The organism is Brevundimonas intermedia (genome assembly GCF_004614235.1).
Lineage (GTDB): Bacteria > Pseudomonadota > Alphaproteobacteria > Caulobacterales > Caulobacteraceae > Brevundimonas > Brevundimonas intermedia_A.
The window spans coordinates 463,561-475,542 of sequence record NZ_SPVH01000007.1 but is presented as its reverse complement, the minus strand read 5'-3'; the positions used below and the strand labels follow the sequence as shown (position 1 = coordinate 475,542).

Here is an 11,982-nt window from a genome sequence, read left to right as displayed (position 1 = left end):
GCGCGATGAACGACTGCTTGGCGACCGTGGAACTGTTGGCGTCACCGCTTCCGCGATCGCGCGTCACCGGCCTCAGTAGGCTTCTAGACGCCGCCCGCGTTCCGACATGGCGGATTTGGGCAGAGCACTCGCCCTACGAGCTGAAGGATACCCTGAAAGCACGCGGATACCGTTGGAACGGCGATCCTGGACCACTTCCGCGAGCTTGGTACATCGACGTCCTCGACGGCCAACAGGAGGCTGAACTGCAGTTCCTCAAGGCGGAGATCTACCGCCGCGAGATCGACCTTTTGGTCCGCCGGATCGATGCGCACGATCGATTCTCGGACCGCGTTTGAAAGAAGTCCATGAGCGTGCCCGGCGACTTGGACAACCGAGCGTCCGCTGCCGGATCCGAAGCCAAGGACGATGGTCTTAAGTGGGCCACCGCACCGTCCGTTTAGATCAATCTCGTCTCACGAGCGCTCGCAGGGAGCGGCGAGCTTCACGATTAGCAACGCCCCGGCCAGCTCGAAATATTCCACATGGCTTGAAGAATGGGCTGCTGGCGCTCTCGCGGATAGGAGTCACAGAAAGACCGGCTGCCCTTCCAATTGGCCGATGGCGACCCCTACTGCCATTCGCCAGAGAAGCCCAACCATTCAACCTTGAAGCCCACACGCTACGCGCGGGGCGGTCTCTCGGTGCCTGTCGGCGCGTCCGCGCCTCCCGGACACCTGCGCTCCCAAGTCTATCTGTGACGCCGGGATGAGAATTGTCGTTCCGATAATCATCTCGTTGATGAATCGCTTCACCCGGCCGGGGTCACGCTTTTATCCCCCCCCTCCACAGTCAGCGGTAAGTCTGTGCCCAAGGGCAACCGGCTGGTGTGGAAGAGAGGGAATGCGTTCACCCATAGGAGTTTTACGTTCAATCAGCGACGATCCACTTTCGTGGAAGCAGGTGGTTTCCCGAGCCCTGCTTGTAGCCGCCCTTACCCGGCCGAAACCCACCGAATGCTGTTAGGCGTCTGCGCTTTGGGATGGTCCGTGAATGGTTCTGATGGTTGCAGTCGCGGGTCTTGGACGCCGGTAGTTTCGTATATGCCGAAACGGTTACGGGCCTCTCGGCCCGAGCCCACACGGTCGGCGATTGAAGGACCGCCGTGTGGTCGAAGATGTCAGGAGTAGACATAGCTTCGATCTTTGCTGCTCTTCGCCTTGCGGCAGTCCGAGGGAGCGCAGGTCAGACGGAAGTCCCTTGCGGGGCCGTCCTGCCAAGTGTCCTCTTAGGCGCGTCCTCGCCTCATCGTGCCCGGTCGAGCGGCCCACTGGTGGCCTGAGTCCCGGTCCTGATTTGCTGCGGAGTGACAGCGAGTGAACTCCTGAACGTATGTCGCGGTCGCCGATAACGGGCTGCCGATCTATTTAGCATATTACCCGAGTAGGGGTCCGGCCGGCGATATCTATCGTCCCGTGCTCGGTATTTTAAGCGTTGCCCGGCGTCGCTCGACGCCGATGATCCGCTACCGTTCGGTGATGACATCATCTTCTTTCGACGCTGATCCCGATTGGCATGTCGAGATGCCCTGCCAGCGACGCGCGTAGATGGGACAAAGCGGAGAAGTGAGGTTGGCGCGGTGGTCACGGACGTCGTCGACGACGGCGCCGCCTTCCACTTCGATGCCTAAGAAAACGGCTTCGGACCCGCGGCGTCACATTCAATTGCATCCATTCGCCGGCCTGGACGCCCTCGTACTTGATGGTCGGATTGCCTCCGAGCAGGCCGGCGGCAGATCCATCGGATGACATAAGACTTGAGGACGGTAAAGCTACAAGTGAGCGGCAACAACTATGGCAAATGAACTTATGCAGATGCTGTATGACAAAAATGCCGTCAAGTAAAAACTGAAGCACGAGTTGCCGGGCCCGGGAGGTTGACGCATGGTATAAGGTCGTTCTACGAACCTCCATGTTGTTGATCAAGAACGGGTAGAATGGTTATGCAGTGCGAGAAGGTATTCCAGAAAACGGCGGGGCCAATACCGACGACGGTACTGGTGATGAAAGCTCTGGTCACCATGCCGTGGCAGTACCGTGGTTAAGGTTTGTGGCACCGAAGCGAGCCAGTTCGCGAAGCGCCACTAACGACAGTTCAGCGGTATTGTCATGAAGAAGCAGTTTCAGTTCACGATTCACTGTCCAGGAGCCACGCTGGGTGTCGTGGGCCTGGCTAATAACATAGCAGTGAGTCGAGACTATCTGACCACACGTGAGTTGGACGTCCGGATGGGAATAGCGACCGCGCAGACCATCATGTCCGCTTGGGATGTGCACAGGCGGGCAAAAGCAAGGGCGAAGACGCGAAGATACAGGGCGAAACTGAAGGCCGCAGCGACCAAGGTATTAGCGCCACAGGACGTTCAACGATGACAGCTTATCCAATCAGTTGCAGCCCAATGACGCTCGCCGAGTTCGTGGATCTGGCGACAACGCAGGGGTGGGTACTAGACCTTAGTTCGGCCGACGACGAACTCGTCCTCATCGCGGCAAGTGGTGACACCGTCACGGCTTTCCCCCAGCCGACCACGTTCTCCGAACACGTAGGATTTGTTGGCGACGCAGGGGGGTTGGTTCCTGCTTGGCCGCACGGGTCGCTCGAGTGCGCGATTCTTGAGGGGAACGACCTAGCCTATCACGTGACCGTTGCTGACGTTCTTGTCTCAACGGGCAACATTTTGCGGAACTACAACAGTACCCCGCCGAACCTGACTATCTATCTCAGCGGTCTGATCGAGGAAGCGGAGAAACTGCAGGAAAGTCAGCAGGTCAAATCTTTACGGAGGCACCGGCGCGCGGAATCTCAACGATGGTCGTCGTCTCTGAGCAAGCCATGGGTCGCTTCTTGAACTAGGCGCGTCGGCTGATGCTGGTGATTTTCAATGTGTGCGCAATCGGCTTCCCCTTGGATATTGCCCACAAACTGCCGGCTGGGGCGCCGGCCCGGCGGTTTGCCCGCCGTAAGGGAGAGGTTTCTCGCTAGGGCACGCCTTGGTGAGACGCCGGCCACCACCCCCGAGACCGTCTCACACGAATTAGATTGCACTTCTGAGACGGTCTGATTCATAGGGTCTTTGAACCCTGTGAGAGGAAGTGGATGACGACACCGCCTGGAGCCATAGTCGGATACGCGAGAACCTCGACCACGGACCAACAGGCCGGGCTCGACTCTCAGATCGCCGAACTCCAGGCGGCAGGCTGCACGCGCATCTTCTCCGAACAGGTCAGCGGCGCCGACACTTGCCGGCCTCAGCTTCAAGCCGCACTCGACTGGGTGAGAGCCGGGGACATCTTCGTCGTGACGAAGCCGGAAAGACTGGCTCGAAACGTCATGGACCTGCTTGGCCTCGTCGAACGCCTTCGGGCCAAGGACGTGACGGTTCGCATCCTGGCCATGCACCTCGACACCGGAAACCCGACGTCAAACCTCATCCTGACCATCCTGGCAGGGGTGGGCTCTTGGGAACGCGAGATCATGCTCGAACGCCAGCGTGCCGGAATCGCTAAGGCGAAGGCTGATGGGAAATACAAGGGGCGAGCCCCGACCGCCCGAGCCAAGGCCTCCGAGGTGCTGCGCCTCAAGGCTGAAGGGTATACGGTCGCCGAGATGGCCGAGGCCGTGGGGATCAGTCGAGCAAGCGTCTATCGACTTCTGGCGGATGGTGGCGCTCGCCGTTGATTTCTTCTTTCCATCCATAGCGAACCGTAGCCGCGTCCGCTTCCCTGGACCGACGTTGGAGTGATTTGAGGGCAGGGGACCAAAGTCCGCTTCTGACTCTTTGGCGACTCCGGGAGCGTCCGCTTTCCGGTGTGAGCCAAAGTTTGTTCTGGGGCATTGCAGCCTCGACCTTAGCGCGCTCGACCGATGGTCGTCGGCGGTTGGGCGGAGAGTTCCTGCCGAAATCGTAGAAGTGTCGCTTAGGTTGGTGAACGCTGCTGATTGTGGTTCACGGCCTCTGACGAAGGCCTCGCAGGCGCGCTGTCAGGTGCCAGTGAATGAGCGGGAGCCGAAGACGCATCATCCTGCATCTCGTCGCAGCACGTCATAGCCGCGTCCGCAGCCATGTCCTTGCAACAATCGCAGCCTTCGGCCGCCAGAGCCGCGCCCGCGCTCAGGGTCAGGATCGCGCCGGCGGCGGCCAGCAGGTTGGAAACCCTCATCGTCGTTCTCCTAGTGAACCATGAAGCTGACGGAGCCGGACATCTTGTGGCCGTCCGGGCCTTCGGCGGTCCAGGCGGCCGTGTAGTTGCCCGGCGCGAGGCGCGGAAGAGCCACGCCGACGGTGGCGGCGGCCGGCGCGGCGGGGACAGTGACGTCGACCGGAGCCTGCCCCTCGGCGGAGAGGGCGACGGTCTTGAGGACCATGGCGTGGGGGAAGGTGACGCTGAACCGCTCGGGCGAACCCTGGGTCATCGCGCCATTCGCAGGAACGGTCGTGATGCCGGATTGGGGCGCTGCGGCCTGGGCCGGCATAGCGTGACCCGCATGCGGGTCCTGGGCGGCGGCGGCGCCGGCGAACGCGAGGGCGGCGGTGACAACGAGAGTGCGGATCATCATGGGGTTTTCTCCTTCGGTTAGAACCAGGCCTTGAGGCCGACGACGAAGCGGGTGTCGTCGGTCTCGCCGCCTCGGGCCTCGATGTAGTCGGCGGTATCGCCGAACGCGCGGCTCCACTCGATGCCGACATAGGGGGCGAACTCCTTGCGGAATTCGTAGCGCAGTCGCAGGCCCGCCTCGATCGAGGACAGGCCCGAACCGATCTCCAGTTCCGGAATGTCGCTGGCTGAAGCGTCGATTTCGAGGCGGGGCTGAAGGATCAGGCGCTGGGTGATGCGCTGGTCGTGTTCGGCCTCGACGCGGGCGGTCAGGTCGCCGTCGGTCGACAGGAAGGCGGCGGCGTCGACTTCCCACCAATGGGGCGCCAGGCCCTGCAGGCCGAGGACCAGATGCGTGGTGTCCTCGCCGTCGGGCCGGAAGTCCTGACGCACGCCGGCCTGAACGTCCCAGAAGGGCGTGAACGCGCGGCTGTAGAGCGCCTGGACTTCAGCCTCCTCGAGCTCGCCGCCGAAGTCGCCTTCGCCCTCGGACTTCCACCAGAAGCGATTGATGTCGCCGCCCGTCCAGCCCTGGACGTCCCAGAGGTAGGTCTCGCCGTCGTCGCCGAAGCCGGCTTCGAGGCGATCGAGAATGACGGCCGTGGTGCGGACGTCGCCGTTTTCGTGAATCAGGGTCCGGCGAGAGGCGGCCATGGCCTCGGCGCCGAAGACGAGATCGGCGGCGTGGGCAGGGCCGGCCAGGGCGGCGGCCGGGAGCGGGTCCTCCGGAGGACGGCCGGGATTGTCGGAGCTGGTCGCCACATCGGGCGGCCCCATGCTCATGGTCGACATGTCATGCCCGGCGTGAGGGTCGGTCTGCGCGGGCGACATGGCCGACATGTCGTGGCCCGCGTGCGGATCAGCCTGGCCGGGCGTCGCCGCCGGCATCTGGTGTCCCGCGTGCGGGTCTACGGGCGCGGGCTGCGCCGGCATCTGGTGGCCTGCATGCGGATCCGCGGCGGGCGGCGTCTGCGCGGGCGGCATGACGTGACCGGCGTGCGGATCCTGCGCCGGTCGGGCCGGCGCCTGTGGCGTGGGCCGCGGTGCTGGCGCGGGGCGCGTCGGCGCCGCGGTCGCCGGCATCGTGTGGCCCGCGTGAGGGTCCTGGGCCTGGGCGCTGAAGGCGCTGGCGGCGAGCACCAGCGGGGCGAGGGCGACGGCGAGGCGGTTCATGACGCAGCTCCGTCCATGGGCCGCACCTTCACAACATTGAACATGCCGGCGTGCATGTGCATCAGCATGTGGCAGTGGAAGGCCCAATCACCGGGCGCGTCGGCGGTCAGATCGAAGGTCACCTTGCCGCCGGGCGCGACGTTGACCGTGTGCTTGAGGGGCTGGTGCCCGGCCGGTCCGCCGGTCACCAGTTCAAAGAAATGACCATGCAGATGGATCGGGTGGGCCATCATGGTGTCGTTGACCAGGGTCACCCGCACCCGCTCGTTGCGCTCGAAGCGGATCGGTTCGACCAGTTCGCTGAACTTTCGGCCGTCGAAGCCCCACATGAACCGCTCCATGTTGCCGGTCAGGTGGATCTCCATCGTCCGAGACGGGGGGCGCGGGTCCTTGTTCGGCTGGAGCGACACCAGGTCGGTGTAGACGAGGACGCGATGATCGACGGTCGTGAGACCGATCGGACGCTCACCCAGACGGTTGGCGGGGTCCATGGCGATCGCATCGACGCCGACGCCCACCGCCATGTCGGGCGGAGCGTTCTCGGGATCGCGCATGTTCATGCCCGACATGGACATCCCGGCCATCTCGCCGGCTGCGGGCGCGTTCTGGGTCGGAGCGGCGTGGTCCATGCCGGAAATCGCGTCATGGTCCATACCGGACATGTCGCCCATCGCGCCGTGATCCATTCCGCCCATGCCCATGTCGCGCATGGTGAGGTTCGGGACCTCGCGCAGGGGAGGGACCTCGGCGGTCATGCCCAGGCGCGGCGCCAGGGTTGCCCGGCCCATGCCGGACCGGTCGATGGCTTCGGAGACGATGGTGTAGGCGCGGTCCTCGGTCGGCTGGACGATGACGTCGTAGGTCTCGGCGACTGAAATCTGGAACTCGTCCGTCTCGACCGGGCGCACGTTCTCGCCGTCGGCCTGCACCACGGTCATCGGCAAGCCCGGGATGCGAACGTTGAAGATGGACATGGCCGAGGCGTTGATGATGCGCAGCCGCACCCGCTCGCCGGGCCGGAACAGGCCGGTCCAGTTCTCCTGCGGCCCATGGCCGTTGATCAGATAGGTGTAGGTCGATCCGCTGACGTCGAGGATGTCGCGCGGGTCCATCCGCATCTGGCCCCACATGCGCCGTTCCTCCAGGCTCATGCGGTCGCTGCCGTCCATGAGCCCCGCCAGCGTGGTGCGCTGCTGGTTGAAGTAGCCCGGGCTCTTCTTCAGCTTGGCCAGGATTTCGTGCGGATGCATGAAACTCCAGTCCGACAGGACCAGCACATGCTCGCGCTCGTAGGCGACCGGATCGGCGTTCGCCGGGTCGATGACGATCGGACCGTAGTGGCCCATCGCCTCCTGAAGGTTGGAGTGGCTGTGATACCAGAAGGTGCCCGACTGCTTGATCGGGAACTCGTAAACGAAGGTTTCACGCGCCCGGATGCCGGGGAAGCTGATGCCGGGCACGCCGTCCATCTGGAACGGGACGAGCAGGCCGTGCCAGTGGATCGAGGTGTCCTCGTCCAGGGTGTTGGCGACTGATAGCCGGACGTTCTGACCTTCCCTAAGGCGTAGAAGCGGCGCCGGCAGAACGCCGTTGATGGTCACCGCATGGCCGGTGCGGCTGCCCACGGTGAAGGGCGTGTGTCCGACGGTCAGTTCGATGTTCGGTCCCGTCAGCGTCGGAAGATCCGCCCGCAGTCCCGCCGATCCTGTTTGCGCCCAGGCGGGGAGCAAACCCTGCAGGCCCAGCAGCCCGCCGCCGGCGGCTGCGCCACGGAGAAGCGTTCGGCGATCGAGGCGGAGCGTGGACATAGGCGAGAAATTCCTTGGTCGGGCTATTCGGCCGTTCGTTCAGATACGCAGCCGGGCGGCGTACCCCTTGCGTCAGGACGCCACAGACGTCGGGTTCGCAGCTTGCGCACCTTCCCATCATGGCGAGGTCAAGCGTCTCCGCCGGAAGCCTGGCCCAGAGCCGCCGTCAAGGTCTTGCGGGCGCGGGCGACGCGGGTCTCGACCGCCTTGGGCGTAATGCCGAGGATCGAGGCGATCTCGGCGTGAGACCGTCCCTCGAGCGTGGCGAGCAGAAGCGGCCCCTTCAGGGCGTCGGGAAGGTCCCGCAAGGCGCGTTGCAGAGCTTGGGCCCTGCGCTGATCGTCCAGCCGGGTCTCGGGTGAGGGCGCATCGTCGCCCACCGCCGCCGCCTCGGGCGCTTCCAGGCCCATGACGCCGCGCACGACCCGGCGCACCGCGCGCCGCCGACCCCAATCGCGACATTTGTTGAGAGCGATGGAGCGCAGCCAGACGTCGAACGGCCGCGCCGGATCATACCGCCGCAGGGCGAGCCAGGCGGACGCATAGCTTTCCTGAAGCACGTCATGCGCTTCGGACTCATCGCCGACATAGCGGCGCACGAACCGGTAGAGATCTGCCTTTGTGGCGGCCATCAAGGCGGTGAAGGCGGCCCGGTCTCCGGTCGCCGCACGGGCCTCGATGCTCTGCTCGGCACCCACGCGCGCCGCTTAGCCGGCGTCGTCGTGCAGGGCCTCGACGACGGCGGCGTCGAACACCTCGGCCTGCGCCGGGCTCAGGACGGATCGCATCTCGAACACGTGGGTGATCGTCGCCTTCTGCAGATCGCCCATGGCCGCGTGGAAATGATCGACCGCGGCCTGGACCTGGGGCGTGTCGCCGTCACTGGCGGCGATAGCGGCCGCCAGTTCGCGATTGGCCGCGCGGACTTCCGCTTCGAGCGCCGGCCGCTGAGCGGCGAACCGGGCTTCGACCACGTCGAGCCGTCGATCCTGCTCAGGGCTCAGGTCGAGTTTCTCATGGACGACGCTGTGCAGGCTTGGCGGCTGCCGCTCCCGCATGAGCCAGGTCGCGCTCGCCCAGGTCGCCGCGCCGCTGGCCAGCGCGGCCAGGATGGCCGTGATAACGATCGACTTCCAGGCGGCCCTCATCCCCGAACGTCCAGGCCGGAGAGAGGCGACAAGCCCGCCGAGACCGTGAAAATCCGCATCTCGGACGGCTCCGGCCGTGGAGCCATGAGCATCAGCCCTCCGTTCGCGACGCCAATCACCAGAGCGAGCGCAACGGCGGCGACCCGAACCTGACCCATGCGGGCACGCTCCCTGCGTTCGCCGATCCGCACCCAGACCGCGTCTTCCATGCCGACCAGCCGGCCGGCGTCGCCCGGCCCGACCGCTGCGATCAACTCATTCATGTCGTCAGTCATTGCGCACCTGCGTCACGCCCCACTTGCCATACGCGCCGGCCTTCCGGTCCCCTCACGAGGGGACGAGCCGTCGCCCGCGTAGATACCAGAGACGACCGGGACCCGCCCTGTCGTCCGGGGAAAAGACGTGAGCGACAGAGCAGGGCCCAGGCGGGTTCCATTCCCCGACGTGCTCGATCCGCTCACGGGCGTGAGGTTCTTTCTCGCCCTCGGCGTCGTGCTGTTCCACTTCCAGCTCTACTGGACCCTCCCGGCGGAGAGCGCGGGCTTGTTGAACCGCGCGCGCCTGGGCGTGGATGTCTTCTTCATCCTGTCGGGCTTCATCCTGACCCACGTCTACCTGCAGGGAGACCGGGCCCCGAACTACGGTCGATTCCTGGCGGCGCGCCTGGCCCGGATCTATCCGGCTCACCTGTTCATCCTCCTGGCCATGCTTGGGCTGGTGCTGATCGCGCCGGTGTTCGGCGTCGGGCTGGAGCCTGGCCGGTTTAATCCCGTCGACTTCGCGGGCACCCTTCTGCTCGTACAGGCGTGGTTCCCGCGCGAGAGCATGGCGCTCTGGAACGGACCGGCCTGGTCGCTGTCGGCGGAGTGGTTCGCCTATCTGGCCTTCCCCGCCTATGCCGCCCTCGCGCTCCGGCTGCGGGCCAGGCCGTGGGTCCTGATTGCACTCGCCATGCTGTTTTTCGTCGCTTTAGACGCCTTCTACCGCGCCTGGTTCGGCCGGATGCTGCCTCGCGCCGAGGACAGCCTCGGGATCCTGCGCATCATTCCCGAATTCCTCTACGGCATTGGCCTCTACTATCTCGGTCAGCGCTGGACGCCTTCGCCGCGAATGTCCCTCATGGGCGCCCTGGTCGCCACGACCCTGCTGCTGACGCTCATGCAGATCGGCGCCGACGACCGGGTCATCGTGGCGGCGGCCGGTCCCTTCATCCTGTCGCTCGCCCTGTTGGCCAAGGCTCCGGTCCGGACCTTCCTGTCTCACCCCGTCCTTCTGTTCGCCGGCGAAGCGTCGTTCGCCCTCTATCTCGTCCACATCCCCATCCTGATGGTGTGGCGCAATGCGGCGCAGGCGTTCTCCGGCTGGGGTGCGGACTATCGAATGGGCCTGGTCGAACTGGCCGCCATGCTTGTGTTGACGCTCGCCGCCGCGGCCGCCATCCATGTCTTCGTCGAGCAGCCTGGCCGACGGTGGTTGCGGGCGCGGCTGGCGCCGCAGCGCGCCGACCCTGTCGAGGCGCAGCGATCCGTCCACAGCGATCAGGGAGAACCCTTTTGAATCCCGCCAATCTGAACCGTCGTCTACTCATGGGCGCGGCCGTCTTCATCGGCATGGGCGGGTCCGCCTGCGCCCAGACCCGTCCGTCCAGAAACCTCACGGTCTTCAAGACGCCCACCTGCGCCTGCTGCGACGCCTGGATCGCGCACATGCGCCAGGCGGGCTTCACCACCACCATCACCGTCCTTCCAAGCCTTCAATCGGTCCGGAGCAGCCGGGGCATGCCGGACGCGCTCGCCTCCTGTCATACCGGTCTGATCGATGGCTATCTGGTCGAGGGTCATGTGCCGGCCCCGGACGTCATTCGACTGCTGACCGAGAGACCGGCGGCGGTGGGCGTCGCGGTCCCGGGCATGCCGCTCGGTTCGCCCGGCATGGAGACGCCGCAGGGGCGCAAGGAGCCCTACGACACCCTGCTGGTGCTTCGCTCGGGCGCGACCCGCGTGTTCGCCCGCCACAACCCGCCGGCCTGACGCAGATCGCGCTCAGCCCGTTCAGATCACCCACAATCCGGAGTTCGCCATGTCCCGCACCTCTCTCGCCCTCGTCCTGTCGCTCGCCGTTCTTTCGGCGACACCCGCCTTCGCCCAGGACCACGCCCACGGGCATGCCCAAGCCGCCGGCTCGGTCGCCGCGGAAGCTGCGGACGCGGCGGCGGCCGTCGACGCCTTTCACGTCGCCCTGAAGGCCGGCGACACGAACGTCGCCCTGGCAATTATGGCGCCGGATGTGATGATCTTCGAGGAGGGTGGCGCGGAGCGATCGCGCGACGAGTATGCGTCCCATCACCTGGGCTCGGACGCCGCCTTCGCCGCCGCCTCTGAAGCGACGGTGACGCGCAGATCGGGATGGGCCGACGGGGACATCGCCTGGATCACCAGCGAAGGCCGCACCACGGGCCAATTCAACGGCCGCGCCGTAGACCGCCCGACGACCGAAACCATGGTCCTCAAACGCCATGCCGACGGCTGGCGCATCCACCACATTCACTGGTCGTCGCGCGCGCCCGGCTGACGCTCAGGCCCGCGCCAGCGGGTCGCCGGCCCTGCGACGTCGGTGAGGAACATCGGGAAGACGCCCGCCCTCGCGGGCGGGCGTCCCCGATAATACGATCAGCAGCAGGTGCAGGCTTCCGCGTAGGCTGCGATAGCGTCGCAGCAAGCGCATACGGCCTGCGCCACGGCGTCCGGCGCGGCCGCGAAGGCGGCTGAACCGGAAGCCAGCAGCACCAGGGCTGCGAGGGTGAGAGTGCGTTTCATGGTTTTGATCTCTGTTTGATTGAATGAGTCCGGTCATCTTCAACAGGATCAGCGTCGTGGGGGCGGGTCGTCCGCCTCCACGGTGAAATCGGCATGCCGCGCATCAAGGGATGGATAGAGGACAGACGCATAGACCCGTGCGGGGGTGGATTCACCGCCTTGGGGGACAAGGCCCTGGCAGATGGCCAGACACGCCTTATGGCACGAGATCCTGACGGTCTTCGGCTCGCACGGGACGCCGTCGCCGCTCATCGACATGGACGCCATATCCTGATCGACCGGAGCTTCGCAGGCGATCGAAGCGGTGGACACGAACAGCACGGCAAACGCCGCGAGCAGCGCGGTCGTCAGTCGGAGGAGGTCATGACGCAGGAACGGCATTGTCTGATCATACTTCAACGGT

The 11,982-nt window shown here is 65.3% G+C and carries 14 protein-coding genes and 1 pseudogene; 6 read left to right on the top strand and 9 right to left on the bottom strand.

The genetic code is table 11. The features are described 5' to 3' along the window. The 3 genes and pseudogenes from EGY25_RS16370 to EGY25_RS16360 form a co-directional block, all read left to right on the top strand. A pseudogene (locus tag EGY25_RS16370) lies at positions 1-338 on the top strand (3'-5' exonuclease); the annotation flags it as partial. A 2,069-nt stretch (positions 339-2,407) separates the two neighbouring features. Next, complete coding sequence (locus tag EGY25_RS16365; protein ID WP_135196051.1) at positions 2,408-2,887, top strand: hypothetical protein; 480 nt, start codon at positions 2,408-2,410, stop codon at positions 2,885-2,887. Positions 2,888-3,135: 248 nt separating this feature from the next. After that, complete coding sequence (locus tag EGY25_RS16360; RefSeq protein ID WP_135196050.1) at positions 3,136-3,717, top strand: recombinase family protein; 582 nt, start codon at positions 3,136-3,138, stop codon at positions 3,715-3,717. A gap of 239 nt (positions 3,718-3,956) precedes the next feature. Here EGY25_RS16360 and EGY25_RS16355 read toward each other — a convergent pair whose 3' ends face one another. The 7 genes from EGY25_RS16355 to EGY25_RS16325 all read right to left on the bottom strand — a co-directional run bounded on the left by EGY25_RS16355 (position 3,957) and on the right by EGY25_RS16325 (position 9,026). Then, the gene (locus EGY25_RS16355) at positions 3,957-4,199 is read right to left on the bottom strand and encodes an ammonium transporter family protein (RefSeq protein WP_066629264.1); all 243 of its coding nucleotides are present in this window, start codon (positions 4,197-4,199) and stop codon (positions 3,957-3,959) included. A gap of 10 nt (positions 4,200-4,209) precedes the next feature. Next, complete coding sequence (locus EGY25_RS16350) at positions 4,210-4,596, bottom strand: copper resistance protein CopC (RefSeq protein ID WP_245159507.1); 387 nt, start codon at positions 4,594-4,596, stop codon at positions 4,210-4,212. Between the two features lie 17 nt (positions 4,597-4,613). Continuing rightward, on the bottom strand, positions 4,614-5,807 hold the full coding sequence (locus tag EGY25_RS16345) for a copper resistance protein B (protein WP_135196049.1): 1,194 nt from the start codon (positions 5,805-5,807) through the stop codon (positions 4,614-4,616). Then, the gene (locus EGY25_RS16340; protein WP_135196048.1) at positions 5,804-7,615 is read right to left on the bottom strand and encodes a copper resistance system multicopper oxidase; all 1,812 of its coding nucleotides are present in this window, start codon (positions 7,613-7,615) and stop codon (positions 5,804-5,806) included. Before EGY25_RS16340 ends, EGY25_RS16345 begins: the two co-directional genes overlap by 4 nt. Positions 7,616-7,743: 128 nt before the next feature. After that, positions 7,744-8,313 (bottom strand): RNA polymerase sigma factor, encoded by a 570-nt coding sequence (locus EGY25_RS16335; protein WP_135196047.1) that lies wholly within the window; start codon positions 8,311-8,313, stop codon positions 7,744-7,746. Between the two features lie 9 nt (positions 8,314-8,322). Then, complete coding sequence (locus EGY25_RS16330) at positions 8,323-8,763, bottom strand: Spy/CpxP family protein refolding chaperone (RefSeq protein ID WP_135196046.1); 441 nt, start codon at positions 8,761-8,763, stop codon at positions 8,323-8,325. After that, positions 8,760-9,026 carry a hypothetical protein gene (locus tag EGY25_RS16325; RefSeq protein ID WP_205911595.1) on the bottom strand — a complete coding sequence of 89 codons (267 nt, stop codon included), beginning with the start codon at positions 9,024-9,026 and terminating at the stop codon, positions 8,760-8,762. Before EGY25_RS16325 ends, EGY25_RS16330 begins: the two co-directional genes overlap by 4 nt. A 139-nt stretch (positions 9,027-9,165) precedes the next feature. Here EGY25_RS16325 and EGY25_RS16320 point away from each other — a divergent pair, with 139 nt between their 5' ends. The 3 genes from EGY25_RS16320 to EGY25_RS16310 are packed head-to-tail and all read left to right on the top strand — an operon-like array spanning position 9,166 to position 11,334. Beyond that, positions 9,166-10,320, top strand: coding sequence for an acyltransferase family protein (locus tag EGY25_RS16320; protein WP_245159506.1), 1,155 nt, complete (start codon positions 9,166-9,168; stop codon positions 10,318-10,320). Continuing rightward, on the top strand, positions 10,317-10,793 hold the full coding sequence (locus EGY25_RS16315) for a DUF411 domain-containing protein (protein ID WP_084375403.1): 477 nt from the start codon (positions 10,317-10,319) through the stop codon (positions 10,791-10,793). Before EGY25_RS16320 ends, EGY25_RS16315 begins: the two co-directional genes overlap by 4 nt. Before the next feature lie 49 nt (positions 10,794-10,842). Continuing rightward, positions 10,843-11,334, top strand: coding sequence for a YybH family protein (locus EGY25_RS16310; RefSeq protein ID WP_135196045.1), 492 nt, complete (start codon positions 10,843-10,845; stop codon positions 11,332-11,334). A gap of 98 nt (positions 11,335-11,432) precedes the next feature. Here EGY25_RS16310 and EGY25_RS16625 read toward each other — a convergent pair whose 3' ends face one another. Together EGY25_RS16625 and EGY25_RS16305 are read right to left on the bottom strand one after the other, a co-directional pair. Beyond that, positions 11,433-11,579, bottom strand: a complete 147-nt coding sequence (locus EGY25_RS16625) for a hypothetical protein (protein ID WP_167762596.1) — start codon at positions 11,577-11,579, stop codon at positions 11,433-11,435. A 48-nt stretch (positions 11,580-11,627) separates the two neighbouring features. Beyond that, positions 11,628-11,960: a hypothetical protein gene (locus tag EGY25_RS16305; RefSeq protein WP_045811502.1), complete on the bottom strand. Its 333-nt coding sequence runs from the start codon at positions 11,958-11,960 to the stop codon at positions 11,628-11,630. Between the last annotated feature and the right edge of the window lie 22 nt (positions 11,961-11,982).

What these genes read in the sequence shown, in the direction of transcription:
- EGY25_RS16345 (WP_135196049.1), bottom strand. Translation starts at nt 5,807, where the DNA reads ATGAACCGCCTCGCCGTCGCCCTCGCCCCGCTGGTGCTCGCCGCCAGC.
- EGY25_RS16625 (WP_167762596.1), bottom strand. Translation starts at nt 11,579, where the DNA reads ATGAAACGCACTCTCACCCTCGCAGCCCTGGTGCTGCTGGCTTCCGGT.
- EGY25_RS16325 (WP_205911595.1), bottom strand. Translation starts at nt 9,026, where the DNA reads ATGAATGAGTTGATCGCAGCGGTCGGGCCGGGCGACGCCGGCCGGCTG.
- EGY25_RS16350 (WP_245159507.1), bottom strand. Translation starts at nt 4,596, where the DNA reads ATGATGATCCGCACTCTCGTTGTCACCGCCGCCCTCGCGTTCGCCGGC.
- EGY25_RS16330 (WP_135196046.1), bottom strand. Translation starts at nt 8,763, where the DNA reads ATGAGGGCCGCCTGGAAGTCGATCGTTATCACGGCCATCCTGGCCGCG.
- EGY25_RS16360 (WP_135196050.1), top strand. Translation starts at nt 3,136, where the DNA reads ATGACGACACCGCCTGGAGCCATAGTCGGATACGCGAGAACCTCGACC.
- EGY25_RS16340 (WP_135196048.1), bottom strand. Translation starts at nt 7,615, where the DNA reads ATGTCCACGCTCCGCCTCGATCGCCGAACGCTTCTCCGTGGCGCAGCC.
- EGY25_RS16305 (WP_045811502.1), bottom strand. Translation starts at nt 11,960, where the DNA reads ATGCCGTTCCTGCGTCATGACCTCCTCCGACTGACGACCGCGCTGCTC.
- EGY25_RS16365 (WP_135196051.1), top strand. Translation starts at nt 2,408, where the DNA reads ATGACAGCTTATCCAATCAGTTGCAGCCCAATGACGCTCGCCGAGTTC.
- EGY25_RS16355 (WP_066629264.1), bottom strand. Translation starts at nt 4,199, where the DNA reads ATGAGGGTTTCCAACCTGCTGGCCGCCGCCGGCGCGATCCTGACCCTG.
- EGY25_RS16310 (WP_135196045.1), top strand. Translation starts at nt 10,843, where the DNA reads ATGTCCCGCACCTCTCTCGCCCTCGTCCTGTCGCTCGCCGTTCTTTCG.